Here is a 20,566-nt window from a genome sequence, read left to right as displayed (position 1 = left end):
GCGCCGACGACACTAGACTAGAGCGCTCTAGATCTGATTACAAGCCCCTTTGCGGGGCAGGGGGTCGGCGTAGTCGTGGGTGTGTTGGTGGGGGTGCGGCGCGGTTCCTGGGGTGACGATGGGTGTGTCCTACGCACCCTTTCGTCGTCAGGAGCCGCGCCGCTATGCCATCTTCCCCTATCAACATTGCTGGGCGCCAGCCGAGCCTGATGCAGGTCTTGTCCACCGTGCCCGGTCCCAGGTGCGCCCGGGGAATGAGGCACCGGCTGGAGGTGATCCTGGCCGTGGCGGTGGGGGCCGTGCTGTCCGGAGCGCGCAGCCTGCTGGCCATCGGGCAGTGGGCCGCCGGCCTGGACGCCGAGGCGCGCACAAGGCTGGGCCTGCCCGCCTCGGCGCGCCTGCCCGAGGAGACCACGATCCGCCGCGTCCTGTCCAGCGTCGACGGAGCCGCCCTGGACGCGGCCGTGGGAGCGTGGATGTGGTCGCGCACCGCCGCCACCGTCGCGGGCAGACGCGTGCTGGCGGTGGACGGCAAAACCATGCGGGCCACCGCAACCCACCTGCTGGCCGTTCTGGATCACGCCACCGGCGCGGTCGTGGCCCAGCAGGAAGTCGGGCCCAAGACCAACGAGATCCCCGCCCTGCGGGACATGATCGACGATCTCGTGGCCCGCCTGCCGGGCCTGGACGGCGCGGTGACCACCGCCGACGCCATGCACACCCAACGGGCCACCGCCGAGGCGATCACGGCCCGCGGGGGCCACTGGGTCCTGACCGTCAAGGCCAACCAGCCCAGGCTGCTGGCCCAGCTCAAGGCCCTGCCCTGGAAGGACACTCCCGCCACCACCGCAGCCGAGCGCTCCCACGGCCGATACGTGCGCAGGACCATCAAAGCACTCCAGGCACCTCAATGGATCGACTTCCCCAACGCCGCCCAGGTCCTCCAGATCCGGCGCACCCGCACCACCAGGACCAAGGACGCAAGCAACAAACGCACCACCGAGACCGTCTACGCCATCTGCTCCCTGGACATGATCGCCGCCCCGCCCGATCACGTAGCAGCCTGGATCCAAGGCCACTGGGGAATAGAGAACCGCCTCCACTGGGTCCGCGACGTCACCTTCGACGAGGACCGCCACCAGCTGCCCACAACCACCACCGCCCGAGCCATGGCCACACTCAGGAACACCGCCATCAGCCTCATCCGCCTCACCAGCCCCGACCACCCCAGCCGACAACGCCGAAAAAGCAGCATCGCCTCCACCTGCCGCTACTGGGCAACCCACCCCCACCAAACCCTCCAACAACTCACACAACAACCCACCCCATAACAACGCCGACCCCCTGCTTTGCGGGGCGCTCTGCGACGGTAGCGCCCAGCGGACGACGGGCGTACCTGCACGGCGGGCGAGCGGCGTCCTCCGTCGGGCGGCGTCCTAGAATGAGAACATGAGTTCTAGAACGGTTGCTCCAGCGCGCTCCGAGGCGCCTGGCCGCCCATCCCGGCCCTGGGCCAGGGTCGCCTGCTGGGCCTGTCTGGGCTGCGCCCTGCCCTCGGCGTGCTGGCGGGCGGCCATGATGGCCGGGGCGGACGTGGGCTTCGGGGACGCCTACCTCTATCGGGACAGCGTGGGCGGAATCATCTACGTCCTCGCCCTGGAGGCCGTCCAGGTCGGCGCCGCCGTGGCGTGCGTGGGGCTGTGCCGGCCGTGGGGGGAGAGGGTGCCGCGCCGGGTGCCCGGCCTGGGCGGCAGGAGGATCCCCCGCCGCCTGCCCCTGGTGCTGGGGGGAGTCGGCAACGTCCTGCTCTACCTCATTATCTACGGGGTCGCGCTCCTGTTCGGCCTGGCCATTCTGAGCGACCCGCCGGCATGGACGCCCGTCCAGGGCATGAACGCGGGCCAGACGGCCGTCTTCGCTCTGTGCTACGCGCCGATGCTCCTGTGGCCGGTGGCCCTGACGGCCGCCCTGGTGGGCTACTGGCGCAGACGGATGCCGCGCATTTCCTGATGAGGGCCTCCCTGAGGAAGTCGGACTGCAGTGGTCGACAACGTCGGGGACCCTCAGCGGGCTGCGCCGTACCGTTATGCGGGTGTCTGCGGACCGCCGTGCATGTCTTTGAAAACTTCGATCGCGGCAGCGCATGATTCGTAAACCTTCCCGCCGCGCATGGCGGGGTCCCAGTAGCACATGCGAATCGGCTCGACCAGAAAGCAGGGATTAGATACCCCCGGGGTGGCGGATACGCCGACGCCTGCTCCACTCCAGCCCGAGGCTCCAGGCGGCATATCCGACAATGATGAGCAGGAGGCCCGCTATGATCTCCGCGGGCGCATCGCTCTCGTCGAGGAGCGCGAAGATGGTGAATCCTGCCAGGACCATGATGATTCCCGTGCTCTTGAGCACGGGCGGGAGCAGTATATCCGGGCCCTCCACCGCCCGAAGAGCTAATCCGCGGCCCGCTTCTGCGCCGTCTCGCCATCGGGGGCATCGGCCGCACTGGATGTCCAGGGCCTGCAGCCCCGGGGCCCAGTTCTTCCAGGGCGCTCGCCGGCGATAAACGAAACGAGGAGCCCTCGGCCTCGCAGCGACCGCCCCCGGACGCGCGACTACCGTCACGCGCTGGGGGCACTGTTGCCACTCCCCAGACGAACTGAGCAACACAATATCATTCCGCTTCGCAGAGAAGCGCCTTCCGTATATGGGCCAGCCGAACCCTCCGGCGTCGAAGAAGATGGGCCCAACGGTATGCCGCCTCCGCAACACGAAGAAGGCAGAAGCAGGAGACCGACGAAGATGGGCGCACCCGGGAAGAAGCGCATGATTGGGAAGAATGAGACCAAGAACGTGATGGCGGAAAATGAGCCCACCGCACTTGAGACGAGACGAACGGTAGACGCTCGATGCGGCGATCAGGACCCCGAACACCGGGAGAACAACGGTCCCGACAATACCGGTCGGCGTGCCTTCCGGGTTTTTCGCGATCACGCCAGCCCGCACCCCCGGGGATATCGGTCTCGATCGTCATCGTTCAGTCCCCTCCGGTGTCGCCTCGGCTACCGCAGCGTCGTGCGCCCCGAAGTTGGAGCCCGCCCAGTCCATCAGGGCCCAGGGCACATGGCCCGCGCACCGGTGAAGTACGAGTTGCGCTCACGCAACTGAATAGCATTGTGGGGGAGCGCCCGCCAGAGGTGCTCCCCCACGACTCGATCGTCCGTCGTTCAGGACCTGCGCGGCTCCGGCTCGGCGTCGACGCCGGCCTCCCTGCGCTGCTCCGGGGTGATCGGGGCGGGCGCGTCGGTCAGCGGGTCCCAGCCGGCGCCGATCTTCGGGAAGGCGATGACGTCGCGGATGGACTCCGCCCCGGTCAGCAGGGACACAATGCGGTCCCAGCCGAAGGCGATGCCGCCGTGCGGCGGGGCGCCGAAGGCGAAGGCGTCCAGCAGGAAGCCGAACTTCTCCCGGGCCTGCGCCTCGTCGACGCCCATGACCTTGAAGACGCGCTCCTGGACGTCCGCCCGGTGGATGCGGATGGACCCCCCGCCGATCTCGTTGCCGTTGCACACAATGTCGTAGGCGTAGGCCAGGGCGCTGCCGGGGTCGGCGTCGAAGGTGTCCAGGCACTCGGGCTTGGGCGAGGTGAAGGCGTGGTGCACCGCGGTCCAGGCGGACTCGCCCAGGGCGACGTCCCCCTCGGCCCTGGCCTCGGCCGAGGGCTTGAACAGGGGGGCGTCCACCACCCACACGAAGGCCCAGTCGCCGTCGTCGACAAGGCCGCAGCGCCTGCCGATCTCCAGGCGCGCGGCCCCCAGCAGGGCGCGCGAGGCGTCCGCGTCGCCGGCGGCGAAGAAGATGCAGTCCCCCGGCTTCGCCCCGGCGGCCTCGGCCAGGCCCGCTCGCTCGGCATCGGTGATGTTCTTCGCCACCGGTCCGCCCAGCGCCCCGTCCTCGGCGACCGTCACATAGGCCAGCCCCCTGGCGCCGCGCTGCTTGGCCCAGTCCTGCCAGGCGTCGAAGGTGCGGCGGGACTGGGAGGCGCCGCCGGGCATGACGATGGCGCCCACGTACGGGTTCTGGAAGACGCGGAAGGTCGTGTCCCTGAAATAGCCGGTCAGGTCCACCAGCTCGCAGCCGAAGCGCAGGTCCGGCTTGTCCGAACCGTACCGCTCCATGGCGTCGGCGTAGGTCATGCGCGGGATCGGGGTGGGCAGCTCGTAGCCGATGAGGGCCCAGATCTCCTTGAGGACGTCCTCGGCCACCGCAATGACGTCGTCCTGCTCGACGAAGCTCATCTCCACGTCCAGCTGGGTGAACTCGGGCTGGCGGTCGGCCCGGAAGTCCTCATCGCGGTAGCAGCGGGCGATCTGGTAGTAGCGCTCCATCCCGGCCGCCATGAGCAGCTGCTTGAACAGCTGGGGGCTCTGCGGCAGGGCGTACCAGGAGCCCGGCGCCAGGCGTGCCGGCACCAGGAAGTCGCGGGCGCCCTCGGGGGTGGAGCGGGTGAGGGTCGGGGTCTCGATCTCGACGAAGTCGTGGGAGTCCAGCACCCGGCGGGCGGCCTGGTTGACCCTGGCGCGCAGGCGGATGGCGTGCTGCATGGGGCTGCGCCGCAGGTCGAGATAGCGGTACCTCAGCCGCGCCTCCTCCCCCGCCCGACCGGCGTCCTCGGCGTGGTCGGAGACCTGGAAGGGCAGCGGGGCCGCGGGATTGAGGATCTCGACGTCGGAGACGACGACCTCGATCTGGCCGGTGGGCAGGTTCGGGTTCGCGTTCCCCTCGGGGCGCTGAGTCACCTCGCCGGTGACCGCCAGGACGTACTCGGCGCGCAGGTCGTGGGCGATCTCCTCGCGGATGACGACCTGGGCGATCCCCGAGGCGTCGCGCAGGTCGATGAAGGCGACGCCGCCGTGGTCCCGGCGCCGGTCCACCCAGCCGGCGAGGGTGACGGTGTCGCCGATGTCGGCGGGTCGCAGGGATCCGGCGTAGCGGGTTCGCAGCACGGTGCTGATCTCCTTAAACCATTGGGGGCGCGTCCCCGGCGCCCGGCGGTGCGCACCGCGAGATGAGCGGGCGCCGCCTGCGATCCTATGCCGACCCCGGTCCTCCGCTCACCAGGCACCGCCAAGGTGATCAGGCCGACACGCCCCGCCTCGCGAGGAGGATGGTACGACCGCGAGGACCGGAGTGGACCAGCGCCCCCGGAATCACTCTCCAGACATCTCCCTGGCGGCGCGCCGACGGCGGTTCAGCACGACGACGGCGGCCAGCAGCACCAGCAGGAGTGCGAGCAGGAAGAGGGACGCGCCCACATAGGGGAAGGTGCTGTCCCTGATCTCGACCGCGGGCTGCGTCTCCCTTCCGCCGGAGACGATCTCGACCTGGGTCGTGCGGGAGTCGCCCGTCTCGGCGCCCGCCGTCTCGGAGCCCGCCGTCGCGGAGTCCGCGGCCCCCGAGTCGAAGGGCGTCGTGTCGGCGGCCGGCGCCGACTCGCTCGCGGTCGCAGAGGTCGTGGCGGAGCCGCCGATAATCGTCACGTCGCCGACGGTGAAGTAGGGACTCTTGTTCGTGTAGTCCAGGGTACGGACCTCATTGGTCGGAATATCCCGACCGGCGGAGACGTCGAACCGAAGCCAGTGGGAGCCCTTGGCGACATAGCCGGGCAGCTCGACGGCCCCGGAGGTGACTCCGTCCTTGTTGATCGTCGCGGCGCCGATGGCCTCCTGGGCGCTGAGCATGCCGTCGTCAACCGAGATCTGGATGGTGGCCCCGGGGGGGAACCCGGACAGCGTGTAGGTCAGGGTACCGCCCACAGCCACTGTCGAGGGGCTGACCGTCGACGCCGTGCCGGTGGTCGAGTCGCCGGATTCCGCGGCCGACGCCAGGGGATGCGCCATGCGCGTCATGCCAAGAGCCAGCACGGACACCACGACCAGCGCGCACACCGCCACGGCCGCACGGCACCCGAGAAGGATGCGGCACCGCCAGGCCCCTCTTCCGGGGGACCTGCGCGCCGATCGCGATTCCGTCTGCGTCCTCTTCACTGACTCGTTGCTGTCTCGTACGCTCTTACCGCCTACGACCGGTCAGCGTCGGGCTCGCGAGGATCAGGAAGGACGCCGCGCCCACCAGAAGGAGACCTCCGGCGGAGACGAGCATCCAGTCGTCCCGCCCCAGCACGCCGGGTTGAGGAACGGACGCGGTACCGACCGTCATCCTCGCCGGCTCGGAGGTGTCCGCGGCGGCTGTCGTGATCTCCAGCTGCGCCCATCCAAGCAGGTGGGAGTCCCTATCGCCAACGGCGAGCTGGTAGGTGCCGGCCTCAAGGTTGGACACGTCGATCGACACGGAGTTACTGGCATCGACCTGCGTCCACCCCGGAGTCGACTCGTCGGGGAAGAGGAAGACCGCGACCCAGTCGTCCTTCTTGGCCTTGTCCGAGGGGAGGATCAGCGACACGGTGTTGCCGCGCCGAGTCCCCGACAGGGAGCCGGCGTTGGAGGCGTCGAGCTGGCTCGCGTCGGCGACGGGAGCCGCTGGCTTCGTCGTCGGGCGGCCCCTGCCCGCCCCCGTGTCCGCCGTGGGCTCGGTCCCGGGCTCCGGAGCGGGCCCGGTCCCCGGATCCGCAGGGGCGCCGCTCGGCCCGCCCGGGACGTCTTGGGAACCCGGCGGCACGGGCCGCTCGCCGTCGGAGCCTCCGCCGCCGGGCTGAGATGTCGATCCTGAGGGCCCAGCGGGAGTCGGCTCTGAGCGCGGCGGATCGGGAGGCGCGGCGGGCCCGCCCGGGGCGTCGGGCGCCGGCGGAGAAGCAGGCGTCTCTGCGGGGCCGGACGACGGCGTCGGCTCCGGAGTCGGCTCCGGGGTCGGCTCCGGATCGGGCTGTGGGGAGGGCTCGACGTCGTCGACCGGCTCGGGGGCAGTCGTCGGCTCTGAGGCGGACTGGTCGGCAGACCGCGGAACGGGTTCACCATCCGGCTCCGAGGCGGGCCCGGGGGCCGCCATGGCCTCCTGGGCCGATTCCGGAGCGGGTTCCGCCCCATCCGCCACGTCCGCCTGGCCCGCGGGCTCGGGGGCAGTCGTCGGCTCTGAGGCGGACTGGTCGGCAGACCGCGACGCGGACTCGGCGATCTGGAACTGGCCGGTGCCGACGTACTGCCGGGAGTCCACGGTGACGGAGAGGTAGTAGCTGCCGGGCCCCTGGCCCGACAGGGCGTAGAGCCCGCCGAGCTGCACAGTGGCGTCGAAAGCGCCGTCGACGAACGTGACGGGCACCATGATCTCCTCCTGCGAGGCGTAGCCGCCCACGGCGACAAGGCGCACGCGCACACTCCGCTCTCCCTGCAGAAGACTGCCGTTGGCGCACCAGCCGCTGCCGGTGAGACGAACCGACTCCTCTGGGCCGTAGGAGGCCCCGGCACCATCGGCCGCCCCGGTGACGACCTGCGCAGCGTCCTCCTCGCACCTGCCCTCCGCAGGACCGCCCGCGTCGGCAGCCGCGAGAACCGAGGGGGAGCCGGGGGCGACGGCGTCGGTCCCGACCGCCGCGGCACCGCCTGCGCCCGTCGTCAGTGCCGCTGCCGCCACCGCGGGCAGCACGAACGCGGCGCGCGCAGAGAGCCCGACCCTGCGGCGCGAGGCCGTGCAGCGCTGTGGACGTGTCATACGGTGGCTCTCGTCGATGGTTCACTGGATACGGGTCGTGTCGCGAGAGCTCGAGAGCTGCTGCGGCGATGGAGGCCGTTCCCGCCGGGTACGAGGACCGTGACCGAACGGTGACCGGCGAAGAAGATCGTATCGCCACCACAGGCGGCACCGAAACCGCAGGCGGGCCGATCGCCCGGTCCGGGTCACCGCACCGGGCGCACGGCCCGCCCGTCGCCGCCGCCCGCTTCCGCCCGGGCCACCCGCCATCACAGTGATATGACGCCCTTCACAACTCAGTTCCCGGGGTTCGGAAGGGCCTCCACCGGGCTCCCCGCCGCGAAGGTCTCATCTCTGTAACAACTGCGTGGCGAGGGCCGAGCAGACGAGCCGCGACTCCTCCGAGCGGGCCCACCGGCTCCGGCCGTGACCCACACCGCGGCGCCGCGGCTCGTGCCGCCCGCGCCCGCCACCGGGCGGAGACGGCCAGGCCCGCCGAGCTGCGGGTGCTCAACGCCAGGCACCGGCGTCGTGGAGGCCGACGGGCGCCGCATCACCGCCGCGCTCGAGCTCGTGGGCCTGCGCGACTTCGCGGAGGCCTATCCCGCGACCCTGTCCGGCGGGATGGCGCAGCGGGCGGCGCCGGCCAGGGCCCTGGTCAACCGCCCCCGCCTGTTCCTCCTGGACGAGCCCTTCGGCAAGCTCGACGCCCTGACCCGGCTCCCTGCAGGACGAGATCAGGCGCCTGTGGCTCTCCCAGCAGCTCACCGCCTGCTGGTAACCCATGACGTCGAGGAGGCCCCCTGAGGCTGTCGGGGCGCGTCATCGTCCTGTCCGAGCTGCCCGCCCGCGTCGTCGAGGACATCACCGTGCCCCCGGAGGCCGGGCAGGACCCGGCGTCGTCGCAGTTCCAGGACCTGCGCGCCAGGATCCTGCGCCTGCTGGGCCGATAAGCACGCGCAGAGACGGGCCTCACGTGTGACATTGCGCGTCACGTGGGTCGGAGGGCCCCTGGCGCCGAGCTCCTCCCCTAGGCTTGGTGCAGGAGCGATCCGCATTTGCGAGCCCCGTTCGGAGCCTGCCAGGTCGCCCGCGCTCGCGGGCGCGACCGGCGGAAGTCCGTGAGTCTGTGCGTGAAGCCCGTCAGCCGCCGTCGTCCCCTTGGGGCGCCACGGCGCAGGGCGAGTGTGGTGGGCGCGGTGCGGCAAGAGCGGAGGGCAAGCGGCCCTCCCCCACACTCCGCAACAGGCCCCACCATGGGCCGGATACGGGAAGAACTTCATGACTGCCACCAGCACTGGTCCCTCCGCGTCCTCCGACGAGGCGGGCGGCCCGCTCGGTCTCGACGACCTCTTCAACGCCGAGCTCGCGGCCACCGCCGAGGGGGTCGCCGCACCCCATACGGTCGAGACCTCCTCGACCGCCTCCCCCGACTTCTTCGCGACGCCCGCCTCCTCGGACTCGCCGGAGGACCCCGAGGACGTCGAGCACGCCGAGGAGGCCGACGACGTCGACCGGGACCTGCCCGAGGCCGATCCCGAGGGCGAGGACGACTCCGACGACGGCGAGGAGGACACCGGGGAGGACATCGACGAGGACGACGTCGACGGCCACGCCCCCTTCATCGACACCGGCACTACTGAGGACGGCGCCCCCGAGGAGGCCGGGGGGGCCGGGCCGGACGCCGAGGCCCCCGAGGAGGTCACCTTCGACGACCTCGGCCTGCCGGCCGACCTGCTCAAGGCCGTGACCGACATGGGCTACAAGACGCCCACGGACATCCAGCGCGAGGCCATCCCGGTGCTCATGTCCGGCCGCGACGTCGTCGGCGTCGCCCAGACCGGCACGGGCAAGACCGCGGCCTTCGGCCTGCCCCTGCTGGACGCCGTCGACGCCCGCGAGCCCGCCGTCCAGGCCCTGGTCCTGGCGCCCACACGCGAGCTGGCCCTCCAGAGCGCCGACGCCATCACCGACATGGCGCACCGCTCGCGCGGCCTGGACGTCGTCGCCGTCTACGGCGGCGCCCCCTACGGCCCGCAGATCGGTGCGCTCAGAGACGGCGCGCAGGTCGTCGTCGGCACCCCCGGGCGCATTATCGACCTCATCGACAAGGGCGCCCTCGTCCTGGACGACGTGAGCTACTTCGTGCTCGACGAGGCCGATGAGATGCTGCGCATGGGCTTCGCCGAGGACGTCGAGACCATCGCCGCCTCCCTGCCCGAGCAGCGGCGCACCTCCCTGTTCTCCGCGACCATGCCGCCCGCCATCCAGGCCGTGGCCCGCCAGCACCTGGTCGACCCCGTCCAGATCGAGGTCTCCCCCCAGGCCTCCACCGTCGACACCGTCCACCAGACCTACGCGGTCGTGCCCTTCCGCCACAAGATCGGCGCGGTTTCCCGCGTCCTGGCCGTCACCGAGGCCGAGGCCGCCATTGTCTTCGTGCGCACCAAGTCCACCGCCGAGGACGTGGCGATCGAGCTGGCGGGCCGCGGCATCCAGGCCGCCGCCATCTCCGGCGACGTCCCCCAGCGGGAGCGCGAGCGCCTGGTGGAGCGCCTGCGCACCGGCACCCTCGACGTGCTCGTCGCCACCGACGTGGCCGCCCGCGGTCTGGACGTGGACCGCATCGGGCTGGTGGTCAACTTCGACGTGCCCCGCGAGGCGGAGGCGTATGTGCACCGCATCGGCCGCACCGGGCGCGCCGGCCGCCACGGCGAGGCCGTCACCTTCCTGACCCCCAAGGAGAAGCGCAAGCTCCGCCAGATCGAGCGCCTGACCGGCACGAGGCTGGAGGAGATCACTCTGCCGTCCCCGGCCGATGTCTCATCCCACCGGGCCCGCAAGCTTCTCGACAGGGCCGCCGCCCGCCACGGGCGCGGGCGCCTGTCCATGTACCGGGACCTGGTCGAGGCCAGGACCGAGGAGCTGGGCATCGACGCCGCCGAGTTCGCCTCCACCCTGCTGGCCCTGGCCGTGGGCGACGACGGCCCGCGCCGCCGAGAGGACGACGACCGCCCCCGCCAGCGCGGCCGCCGCGAGGAGCACCTCGACGCCGAGGGCGCCTTCGTGTCCGCCTCCTTCGAGGGCGGGCGGGACCGGGAGGATCGTCGCCCGCGCCGGGGGGACCGCGCCGAGGGCAGGTTCGGGGGCCGCGGCGGTCGTCGCCACGAGGACGGCACCGGCACCGTCTACCGCATCGAGGTCGGGCACCGCGACGGCGTCCTGCCCGGCGCGATCGTGGGGGCCCTGGCCAATGAGGGCGGCATCAGCGGCTCCGACATCGGCAAGATCGACATCCTCCAGTCCTTCTCCCTGGTGACCATTCACGCCGACCTCAGCTCCGAGCAACTCAAGACGATGGGTCGGGCGACCTTCGGCGGCCGCGAGCTGCGTATTCGCCCGGACCAGGGGCCGGGCCACGGCTGGTCCGGCCCGGGCGGGGACGACAGGCGCGCGCGCCGGCGCGACTGGGAGGACCGGGGCGAGCGTCCCGAACGCGGTTTCCGTCCGCGGCGCGAGGACGGCGACAGGCGCTGGACGGATCGCGATGGTCAGGACGGCCGCCGCGGCTTCCGCGACCGCGACGGCCGCCGCGACGATCAGGGCGGCAGGCGCTGGGAGGACCGGGGCGGGCACCGCGGTGGCCGTCGCTGGGAGGACCGGCGCGGGGGCCGCGACGGGTTCCGGTCCCGGCGCGAGGACCGCGGCCAGGGCCGTTTCGGCGGCAACCGGGGCTTCCGCGGCCGCGGAGACCGCTGAGCCCCCGCGGGCCGGGCCTCACACGCGCCGCACGCGAACGGCGCCCATGGAGGTGCGGGCGTGCAGCTCCAGGCGCCTGTCGAAGTCCTCGGGGCGGTCGTGGCGCAGGAGGTCGGTGGTGACCCGTCCGATCTCCGACCGGCAGTCGGCCAGGACGGCCGTGCCCTCGGGCACTCCGACATTGACTGTGCCCATCTCGGTGACCAGGTCCAGGGAGCCCTCGCGGGCCTCCATGACCTTCACCGAGCCGGCCTCGGTCCGGGCGGACACCGGACCGGTGGTGGTGCCGATGCGCACCGACCCGGCCTGGGCGCTTACGCTGCCGTCGTGAAGCGAGGCGACGGTGACGGAGCCGGCGTCGGCATGCACCCGGGCGCTGTCGCAGGGCCCCAGGCGCACCGACCCGGCCCTCGTGTGCACCTGGACCCGGGTCCAGGGGTGGGCGGCGGTCAAAGAGCCGGCGTCGAGGCGGGCCTCCAGCCTGGTTCCCTGCGGCACGGTAATGCGCAGGCGCGGTGCGTACGAGCCCCAGCCCCACGGCCAGATGCCGCCGAGCCCGTCCCGCCCCAGGAGAGCGGTCTGACGGACGCTCACAATGGCGCCGTCGGCGGTGACGTCCAGGAGAGGCTCCAGGCGCGCCTCGGCCTCCACGGCAATGGTTCCGCCGACGCCCGGGGAGGTCACCACGCTCAATGAGGACAGATCCAGGCAGAGGACGGGCTCAGCGTCCTCGGGCAGCTCGAAGGTCCAGATGGACATGGGCTCTTTCTCCTTCTGCGTCGGGTGCGTCAGGGCGGGACTGGTGCAGCGCGGCTCCGGTTCGCCGATGAGGCGGGGTCATCCCAGCCACCCCCTCAACGTCGATCCGGATATGCCGGTGCCGCCGGCTCCCGGGTCCCGACGACGGGCGCCCCGGGACGCCCTGTCGGGCCCGGCTGCGCCCGGACGCGTCAGGGCGTCGCGGGCGGCCTCGATCATCCAGGCGTTCAGGGACCGGCCCTGCGCCTGGGCCGCGGCGTCGATATCCCGCTTGAGGGATCCCGGCAGGCGCAGAGTGGTACGGACCTCCTGGTCCTCCTGGTCCTCCTGGTCCCCGGGGCGCCCGGACGCGGCCTGCCCCTGCTGATCGGGCCGGGCCTCCCAGGGCGCCGCCTGGGTCACCATGAAGCGCGCCGCCGGACCGTCCATGACCACGGTGACGCGCTCGCCGTCGAGCTCATCGTTCAGCTCCTCGGCGGCATCGGTCAGCATCTGGAGCGCAACGAGCCGCAGCGCGGGATCCAGCGCCGCCATCAGCGAGCGGGCCACCTCCTGCGTGCGCTCGTCGCCCAGGGAGGAGGTCTCCAGCAGCGTTCGGCTCAGGATCTCGGCATAACCGTTCACATGCATGGCACCATATTGACACCACTTTGACGTCGAGTCAAGTCTGTCTGACGTCACATTGAGTCATTCTTTTGTCATGCCATATGCGGCGGGCCCTCCCACGCGCCGACACGGCGGAATAGTCCGCCCGTCCGCGCGGTTAGCAGCGATTGACGACGAGTTTCAGCGACGCCGAGCCCGGCATGAAAGAGGCGCATGTGGTTCCAGCCATCTACCTGCTCGCCGTCGTCGTCCTCGGCTTCGCGGCCACCCTGCTGCGCCTCCCGCCGCTGGTCGGCTTCCTGGCAGCCGGGTTCGTCCTGAGCGCCTCCGATCTGCCCACCCTCGACTTCGTCCAGACCCTGGGCGACCTGGGCGTCGCGGTGCTACTGTTCACCATCGGTCTCAAGCTCGACCTCAGGGTCCTCGCCCGCCGCGAGGTGGCCGGAACCGCGGCCGCCACCCTAGTGCTGCTGACGGCACTGAGTGCCGCCCTTGTCGGCCCTCTGCTCCTGGTCGGCCTACGGGTCGACACCGTCACCCCCGCCGGCGCGGTGGCGCTGTGCTTCTCCCTGTCCTTCTCCTCCACCGTCGTGGTGGTCAAGCTCCTGGAGGACCGCGACGACGCCGCCTCCCTGTACGGGCGGATCGCCATCGGCGTCCTGGTCGCCCAGGACATCGCCGCTGTCGCCCACATAACCTTCAGCGCCGAGGAGCCGCCGAGCCCGTGGACGCTCGCCCTGGTCGCCCTGTGGCCCGCCTCCAGGCTCTTCGGCAAGGTCCTCAACCGCATCGACCACCGGGAGATGCGCACCCTGTTCGGCATGTCCATGGCGCTGCTGCCCGGATACCTCCTGTTCGACATCCTCGGCCTGGACGGCGACCTCGGCGCGCTCATTATGGGCGCCCTGCTCGCCTCCCACCCCGCCGCCAAGGAGCTCTCCAGCGCCCTGTTCACCATTAAGGAGCTCCTCCTGGTGGGCTTCTTCCTGGCGATCGGCATGGACGGGATCCCCGGCGCCGGCGCCCTCGTCCTGGCCGCGGCGCTGCTCGTGCTGCTGCCGGTGCGAGCCGTCGTCTACGCCGTCGTCGTGCGCCTCATGCGCATGCGCAGGCGCATCTCGGTGATGACGGGGCTGGCGATGACGGCCTACAGCGAGTTCGCGCTCATCGTGGTCAGCGTCGCCGTGCGCCAGAACCTGCTCGGCGGGGGCTGGACGGCGGCCGTCTCGCTCGCCCTGGCGCTGTCCTTCATCGTGTCCTCCATCGTCAACCGCAAGCCCGCAGGGCTTGTGCGCTGGATGGCCGGGCGCCTTCCCCACCGGCCCTCCAGCACGCTGCACCCCGAGGAGCGCCCGCTCAACCTGCTGGGCGTGCGCACGGTCGTCTTCGGCATGGGGCGCGTCGGCCGCGCCACCTACACCCGCCTGTACGCCGACGGCGAGGCCGGTGTCCTGGGGATCGACAACGACGCCTCCAAGGTCGAGACGCTCGCTGAGCAGGGCTACAACATTCTCGAGGCCGATGCCACCGACCAGGAGTTCTGGGACCGTCTCGACGCCGTCCATGTCACCAGGGCCGTGCTGGCCATGCCCGAGCCCGGCGCCGATGTTCACGTCCTGGAGTGGCTCAACCGCTCCAGCTTCGAGGGCCGCGTCATCGCCGTGGCGACCTTCGACGACGAGGCCGACACCATGCGCCGCGCCGGCGTGGATGCCGTCATCAACATGTACGACGGACTCGGGGACGCCCTCGCCCGGGCCGTCGAGGCGCTGCCCGCCGACGCCGCCCCGCCCGTCGTTCCGGCCGCCAACGACGTCGTCGCCTCCTCGCAGCCGGAGCCCGCCGCCGACTGACGGGCGCCATCGCCCGTACGAGCCCCGGGTCCGGCCGCGGTCGCGGCGGCTCAGGCGCCGGGGCCGCCGGAGGGCACCAGGAGCCGGGGGGCGAGGTCGGCCCGGTCGGCCGGCGTCCACGTCGCGGCGTCGGCGTCGACCTGCTCGCCGGAGCGTATGTCCTTCACCGAGTCGGGGGCGCCGCCCGCCCCGGTGAACCAGACGAAGGGGATGCCGCGCCTGTCGGCGAACCTGATCTGCTTGCCGAACTTGGCGGCCGTGGGGGCCACGTCGGCGGCGATGCCGCGCGCGCGCAGGGCGTCTGCCACCGCGTCGGAGGCGGCGCGGTGCTCCTCGTCGGTCACGGCGACGAGGACGGCAGTGGGCACCGCCCGACTGACCTCGACCAGCCCGGCGCCCACGACACGGGAGAGCAGGCGGGACAGGCCGATTGAGATGCCCACGCCCGGGAAGGTGCGCTTGCCGGTGGAGGCCAGGGAGTCGTAGCGGCCTCCCGAGCACACTGAGCCGAGGTCCTCGTGACCGGCCATGAAGGACTCGTAGACGGTGCCGGTGTAGTAGTCCAGGCCGCGGGCGATCTTCAGGTCGGCGACGACGGCGCCCGGCCGGCGTCGCGCGGCGGTCCGCAGCAGCGCCTCCAGCTCGTCCAGGCCCGCCGTCAGGAGCCCGCCGGGCTCGGCGCCGTCCAGTGCGTCCAGGACGCGGGCGCGCAGATCATCGGGCTCGGTGCCGGTGACGGTGGCGAGCCTCAGTGCGGCCTCGGCCTGGGCGCGCGTGGTGCCGACGGCCCCGACGAGCTCGGCGGCGACGCGCTCGGGGCCGATCTTGTCGATCTTGTCAACCACACGCAGGACCTCGACGAGCCTGTCGTCGCCGATGCCCGTGGACTGGTAGAAGCCCTGGGCGACCTTGCGGTTGGAGACGTGGATGGTGATGGCCGGGATCGGGAGGGCGGACAGGGCCTCGTGCATGATCAGCGGGATCTCGACGTCGTGGTGCAGCGGGAGCACACCGTCGCCGACGACGTCGATATCGACCTGGTAGAACTCGCGGAAGCGGCCCTCCTGGGGGCGCTCGCCGCGCCAGACCTTCTGGATCTGGTAGCGCTTGAAGGGGAAGTGGAGGATGCCGGCGTTGTCGACGACGTAGCGGGCGAAGGGGACCGTGAGGTCGAAGTGCAGGCCGAGCTGCTTGGAGGGATCGGCGGTGTCGGCCGCCCGCCCGGGCTCGGCCTGCAGGCGGGAGAGGAGATAGACCTCCTTGGAGGTCTCCCCCTTCCTGGTCAGCTCGCTGAGCGGCTCGACGGCGCGGGTCTCGATGCCGCTGAACCCGTGGAGCTCGAAGGTGCGGCGCAGGGCGTCGATGAAGTGCTGCTCGACCACGCGGCCCGCGGGGAGCCACTCGGGGAAGCCGGAGAGCGAGGAGAGTGCCTGTCGTGCCTGTGCGGATTGCGCCATGGGCGCATCCTCTCATGATGGCGGAGTCGCCGGGCCACCGCCCAGGCTCACACGTGGCGGTCTCCCCCGCGCACCTTCGCCTCGGCCAGGTAGGGGTTGGCGTGGTGCTCGTGGGCCATGGTGGTCGCCGCGCCGTGCCCGGGCAGCAGAACCGTCTCGGGGTTGACTGCCGAGGCGAGAAATCGCAGCGTGGCCCACATCTGGACCTGGTCGCCGCCGGGCAGGTCGGTGCGGCCCACCGAGCCCTTGAAGATGACGTCGCCGTCCAGGGCGACCAGGTAGTCGTGCTCCTCCTCGGCCACGGACGGGTCGTCCTCGACGGCCTCCGCCTCGTACAGCAGCGCGTTGTCCGCCAGGGCGGCGTTGAGGAAGAACAGCGTCGAGCCCTCCGAGTGGCCCGGCGCCGCCACCGCCCGGACGGGGAGGCCGGGGACCAGCTCGACGGGTCCGCTGAAGGCCTCGGCGGGGACGGCGCGGATGTCGCCCGGTCTGCGCCAGGGGGTTCCGGCCAGGTCGGCGAAGGTCATGCCCCCGGCGCTGACGCCCGTGGTGGCGTCCGGGTCCTCCAGGCGGTAGCGGTCGGGCTCGGGGATGTGGACCGGCACGGACGCGGCGGGGTCGGCGGGGTCCTCGACGGCCAGCAGGCCCTCGGTGCGGGCGGTCTCAATGAGGGCGGCGGTGTCCCACACGTGGTCGGCGTGGCCGTGGGTGAGCAGGACCGCTCCCAGAGTCAGGCGGTTCGAGCGCAGCAGGGCCAGTGCACCGCGCACTGCTCCGGCCCCGGGGTCGACGACCAGGGCGGGGCGGTCCGGCCCGGGCGCCAGGACGTAACAGTTCGCGGCGAAGACGGGGGCGATCGTGCGTTCGAGGATCATGGTGCCAGCCTACCGGGGCCTCCCGCCTTCACGACGTCCCTGGCACGGCGGTGCCTCGGAGCCGTAGCATCCGCCTCATGGCCGCCGACGCATCTTCCGGTCCCCGCACGCCCTCGGACTTCGAGCGCCCCTCCTCGTCGCTGAGCGGCCGGCTCACGCTCAGGATGATGAACGTCGGGCACAGCCGTCTGCACCGGTGGGGCCTGGAGGCCGCCGGCATCGGGCACAGCTCGCGCGTCCTGGACGTGGGCTGCGGGGGCGGAGCGGCCGTGCGCCGCATTCTGCGCCTGACGTGCGCCGAGGTGGGCGCCGTCGACCACTCCCTGGCCGCGGTGGAGAGCACGCGCCGCCTCAACGCCGCCGCCGCGGCCTCCGGCCGCCTGCGGGTGGTGGAGGGATCGGTCGAGGCGCTGCCGTTCCGCTCGGGGTGCTTCGACGTCGTCACCGCCTTCGAGACCGTGTACTTCTGGCCCGACCTCGTGGCCGGGCTGCGCGAGACGGCGCGAGTCCTGGCCCCCGGCGGCCGCCTGGTCGTCGCCGATGAGTGCGCCGACCGCCAGGCGGCCGGGGCCTGGGCCGACCGGCTGGCCATGAACGTGCCCGACGGCGAGGAGCTGGTCTCCGCCTGCCGGGCGGCCGGCTTCGCCCGCGCCTCCGCGCAGCGCCACCCGCGCCGGCCCTGGCTGCGCGTGGTCGCCGAGGTCTGAGCCGCCGGGCCGGCCACAGGCCGGTCGCGGGGCCGCCAGCGCCTCAGCCGACCGGCCGGGGGCCGTCCGCCGCGCCCGCCAGGCGCAGCCGGGGGCCGTCCCAGTGGTCAATGAGCCAGCGGTCGTGGCTGGCCACGAGCAGGGTGCCGCCCCAGGCGACCAGCGCCGCCTCCAGCGCCTCCATGGTGTCCAGGTCCAGGTAGTTGGTGGGCTCGTCAATGATGAGGATCTCGGGGGCGGCCGCGGCCGCCACGGCGAGCTGGACACGGCGCTGGTTACCCGCGGAGAGGTCCCCCACCCGCCGGGACCAGTAGGCGGGGTGCAGGACGCCCGCACCGGCCCCGCCTATGCCCGACTCCCACGTCTTCTCCCCCAGGCCGGGGTCGCCGGGGCGCGGCAGCCGCTGGGGGACGACGGCGATGCGGCCGGAGGCGGTCAGCACGCCGGTGGAGTCGGCGGTGGGAGGCGCGCCGGTGGCCGCCCAGCGCAGCAGGGTGGTCTTGCCGCAGCCGTTGGGGCCGGTGACCAGCAGGTGCTCCCCGGCGCGCAGGTCGAAGGCGACCGGGGCCAGGCGTCCCGGGACATGGGCCTCGCGGGCTAGGACCGCCAGGCCGCCGCGGGCGGCGACCCGCGGCAGATCCAGGCTCAGGCGGTAGGAACGGGGTCGGCGGACCTCGACGGCGGCCAGGGCGGCGAGCCGACGGTCGTCGTTACGCTGACGCCGCGTCGAGGTCGAGGCGGCGCGGTCGGCGTAGAACTTCTTGGCCATCCTGACCTCGGTGCGCTCGCCGTGGTGGCGTGCGGTGCCGTAGTGGCCGACGGTCTCGGACTCGCGGCGGTGGCGGGCCAGGGCGCGCTTGTCCTCCTGCTGGGAGGCGTGGATGCGCTCGTGGGAGGCGCGGGCGCGGGCCTTGTTCTCCAGGTAGTCGGTGTAGGTGCCGGCGCAGCGCTGGACGCCGGGCAGGTTCCCGCCCCCGGAGGCGGTCAGGAGCGCCTGCCAGGGAGCGGTGTCCAGGTCCAGGACGCAGGTGGCGACGTCGTCAATGAAGGCGCGGTCGTGGCTGGCCAGCAGGACGGGGCCCTGCCAGCCGCGCAGGACGGCGGCGAGGTGGGCGATGGCGGTGTCGTCGAGGTGGTTGGTCGGCTCGTCCAGGACCAGGGCGGCGGGACGGGCGAGCAGGGTGACCGCCAGCGCGAGGCGGCCGCGCTGGCCCGGCGAGAGCGCCGCCAGCTCGCGGGCGCGCCCAGGGCCCCCGGCCAGGGCCCCGAGCCCCAGGCCCGCAAGCGTCTCCTCGGTGCGGGTCTCCAGGCCCCACGCGTCGGCGGCGGTGGCGGCGGCCAGCAGGTCGTCGTAGTCGCGGGCCAGGGCGTCGTCGGGAGCGGCGGCCAGGGCGCTGGCGGCGGCCTCGAAGCGGGCGGTGAGCGCGCGGACCGGCGCGGTGGCGGCGTCGAGGTAGTCGCCGACGCTCCCGGCCGCGGTGGCGGCGGGGACGGGCGCAAGGGGCGGGGCCTGGACGGTGCCGGAGTCGGGGGTGAGGTCGCCGGCGACCAGGCGCAGCAGGGTGGTCTTGCCGCAGCCGTTGGGGCCGACGAGGCAGGCCCGCTCGCCGTCGGCGACGGTGAGGGTGACGCCGTCGAGGAGCGGCTCGGCGGTGAAGGAGAAGCTGAGGTCGGTCAGGGTGATCGCGGGCACGGGGCATCCTTGGGGCTGTGCGAGAAGGTGGTTCGGACAGGATGCTCAGGCGGCCATGGGTCCAATTGTAGACGCAGTGATGCGGGGGGTCTCGGCCAGGCGGCCCGCGGGTCAGTCGCGGTGCAGCCGGGTCACCGTCGCCCGAGCGCCCGTCCCCTCCTCGGCGGTGGCGGTGCCCGCGATGTTCCAGCGCGGTATGAAGGGGTCGGTGAGAGGATCGAACCAGTGGTCGATGTGGATCGCGGCGTCCGGCGGCGGCACGAGGATGGTGCTCAGGAGCAGGTGCGCCGGCTCGTGCGGGCCGCTGAGCTCGTTGACCCACCCCTCCCACTCCTCGTCGTCGAACTCCTTGCCCAGCGAGGACGCGGTCATTCCGCCCAGGGTGAAGATGTCGTGGACGACCACCGCCTCGGCGAGAGTGCGCACCAGGGGCTCATCGGGAGCGACGATCTCCTCGACCAGCCGGTGGGTGGTGACCTGCCCCAGGCCCCTGAGCTGGAAGAGGAACTCGTAGTCGTAGCGCGTCATCCACAGAGCGGGCAGCGTCCCGCTGATGTGGGAGATGTCGAGCTCGCCGACGTGGGTGCCGCGGGGCATCTCGGTCAGGGCCTCGAGGTCCTCGCTCAAGAGCCGGTCGTACAGGTGAGCGCCCAGGGCGTAGCAGCGGGCGGCGTCCTCTCCGAGCGTGCGCTCCACGAGCAAGGAGTAGGAGTCGAGGGCGTCGGGGATCTCGTCCCAGTCGGGCAGTCCCAACCCTTCAAGGGCGGCCTCGGCCGACCGCGGCTCGGATCCGTCCGCCCACGGGTAGTCGAAGGGGCTCATGGCGCTCTGCGGGCCCCCGCCCTGCCCGTCGGCCAGGATGCCGAGAGCGTTCTCGAGCACGGTGACGGGGGCCCAGTGCCGGGGCGGCTCCCAGTCCAGGGCCTCCCACACCCCGAGCTGCTTGTCACCGCGCGCCTGGGTGCGTCCGCGTTCGTAGTTGCGCCAGGTCTGCTCCGATACGCCGGCCCGCTCAGCGATCTCCTGCACGGTCAGACCGAGCTCGATCCGCCGGTCGCGCATGGCCTCGGCGATATCCGGGTCCGTGGGCTCATGCCGCGGACGGTCGGCATCCCGATTGTTCGTACGGCTCATTGTCACTCCTCGGACGCTATCGGGCGGGGCGACGGCCGATTAACCCGTCTCCCACTGATCCACCGTAACGCCCTTTGCCGTCCCC

General features: G+C 72.3%; 16 protein-coding genes. 6 read left to right on the top strand and 10 right to left on the bottom strand.

What is annotated here, in order from left to right; all coding sequences use genetic code 11:
• The first annotated feature begins 164 nt into the window (after positions 1-164).
• Positions 165-1,331, top strand: a complete 1,167-nt coding sequence (locus AIF0345_RS07940) for an ISAs1 family transposase (protein WP_285295904.1) — start codon at positions 165-167, stop codon at positions 1,329-1,331.
• 118 nt (positions 1,332-1,449) lie between these two features.
• Positions 1,450-2,010, top strand: coding sequence for a hypothetical protein (locus tag AIF0345_RS07935; RefSeq protein ID WP_285297846.1), 561 nt, complete (start codon positions 1,450-1,452; stop codon positions 2,008-2,010).
• A 210-nt stretch (positions 2,011-2,220) separates the two neighbouring features.
• On the opposite strand, the gene AIF0345_RS07930 is transcribed toward AIF0345_RS07935, so the two are convergent.
• The 4 genes from AIF0345_RS07930 to AIF0345_RS07915 form a co-directional block, all read right to left on the bottom strand.
• The gene (locus AIF0345_RS07930) at positions 2,221-2,406 is read right to left on the bottom strand and encodes a hypothetical protein (protein ID WP_156966651.1); all 186 of its coding nucleotides are present in this window, start codon (positions 2,404-2,406) and stop codon (positions 2,221-2,223) included.
• Positions 2,407-3,221: 815 nt separating this feature from the next.
• Positions 3,222-5,000, bottom strand: a complete 1,779-nt coding sequence (gene aspS, locus AIF0345_RS07925) for an aspartate--tRNA ligase (RefSeq protein WP_268916759.1) — start codon at positions 4,998-5,000, stop codon at positions 3,222-3,224.
• Between the two features lie 204 nt (positions 5,001-5,204).
• Positions 5,205-5,894, bottom strand: a complete 690-nt coding sequence (locus AIF0345_RS07920; RefSeq protein ID WP_285297845.1) for a hypothetical protein — start codon at positions 5,892-5,894, stop codon at positions 5,205-5,207.
• A gap of 172 nt (positions 5,895-6,066) precedes the next feature.
• Positions 6,067-7,659: a hypothetical protein gene (locus AIF0345_RS07915; RefSeq protein ID WP_285297844.1), complete on the bottom strand. Its 1,593-nt coding sequence runs from the start codon at positions 7,657-7,659 to the stop codon at positions 6,067-6,069.
• A 510-nt stretch (positions 7,660-8,169) separates the two neighbouring features.
• Here AIF0345_RS07915 and AIF0345_RS07910 point away from each other — a divergent pair.
• Both AIF0345_RS07910 and AIF0345_RS07905 read left to right on the top strand, forming a co-directional pair.
• Positions 8,170-8,445, top strand: a complete 276-nt coding sequence (locus AIF0345_RS07910; protein WP_285297843.1) for an ATP-binding cassette domain-containing protein — start codon at positions 8,170-8,172, stop codon at positions 8,443-8,445.
• 474 nt (positions 8,446-8,919) lie between these two features.
• On the top strand, positions 8,920-11,397 hold the full coding sequence (locus AIF0345_RS07905) for a DEAD/DEAH box helicase (protein ID WP_285297842.1): 2,478 nt from the start codon (positions 8,920-8,922) through the stop codon (positions 11,395-11,397).
• A gap of 18 nt (positions 11,398-11,415) precedes the next feature.
• Here AIF0345_RS07905 and AIF0345_RS07900 read toward each other — a convergent pair whose 3' ends face one another.
• Entirely contained in the window at positions 11,416-12,156 is a 741-nt protein-coding gene (locus AIF0345_RS07900) for a DUF4097 family beta strand repeat-containing protein (RefSeq protein ID WP_043561884.1), read from the bottom strand.
• A 78-nt stretch (positions 12,157-12,234) separates the two neighbouring features.
• The gene (locus tag AIF0345_RS07895) at positions 12,235-12,786 is read right to left on the bottom strand and encodes a toxin-antitoxin system HicB family antitoxin (protein WP_285297841.1); all 552 of its coding nucleotides are present in this window, start codon (positions 12,784-12,786) and stop codon (positions 12,235-12,237) included.
• Between the two features lie 191 nt (positions 12,787-12,977).
• Here AIF0345_RS07895 and AIF0345_RS07890 point away from each other — a divergent pair, with 191 nt between their 5' ends.
• A complete protein-coding gene (locus AIF0345_RS07890) occupies positions 12,978-14,615 on the top strand; it encodes a cation:proton antiporter family protein (protein WP_285297840.1) in 1,638 nt (545 codons plus the stop codon).
• Positions 14,616-14,665: 50 nt separating this feature from the next.
• Here AIF0345_RS07890 and hisS read toward each other — a convergent pair whose 3' ends face one another.
• Positions 14,666-16,072 carry a histidine--tRNA ligase gene (gene hisS / locus AIF0345_RS07885; protein WP_285297839.1) on the bottom strand — a complete coding sequence of 469 codons (1,407 nt, stop codon included), beginning with the start codon at positions 16,070-16,072 and terminating at the stop codon, positions 14,666-14,668.
• A gap of 47 nt (positions 16,073-16,119) precedes the next feature.
• Positions 16,120-16,947 (bottom strand): MBL fold metallo-hydrolase, encoded by an 828-nt coding sequence (locus tag AIF0345_RS07880; RefSeq protein ID WP_273168436.1) that lies wholly within the window; start codon positions 16,945-16,947, stop codon positions 16,120-16,122.
• A gap of 77 nt (positions 16,948-17,024) precedes the next feature.
• Here AIF0345_RS07880 and AIF0345_RS07875 point away from each other — a divergent pair, with 77 nt between their 5' ends.
• Positions 17,025-17,654, top strand: coding sequence for a class I SAM-dependent methyltransferase (locus AIF0345_RS07875; RefSeq protein WP_285297838.1), 630 nt, complete (start codon positions 17,025-17,027; stop codon positions 17,652-17,654).
• 43 nt (positions 17,655-17,697) lie between these two features.
• Here AIF0345_RS07875 and AIF0345_RS07870 read toward each other — a convergent pair whose 3' ends face one another.
• Positions 17,698-19,347 carry an ATP-binding cassette domain-containing protein gene (locus AIF0345_RS07870; protein ID WP_285297837.1) on the bottom strand — a complete coding sequence of 550 codons (1,650 nt, stop codon included), beginning with the start codon at positions 19,345-19,347 and terminating at the stop codon, positions 17,698-17,700.
• A gap of 111 nt (positions 19,348-19,458) precedes the next feature.
• A complete protein-coding gene (locus AIF0345_RS07865) occupies positions 19,459-20,481 on the bottom strand; it encodes a helix-turn-helix domain-containing protein (protein ID WP_268916769.1) in 1,023 nt (340 codons plus the stop codon).
• Positions 20,482-20,566 lie beyond the last annotated feature (85 nt).

This window comes from Actinomyces israelii (assembly GCF_030253495.1).
Classification (GTDB): Bacteria; Actinomycetota; Actinomycetes; order Actinomycetales; family Actinomycetaceae; genus Actinomyces; species Actinomyces israelii.
This window is presented reverse-complemented; position numbering and strand designations above follow the sequence as displayed.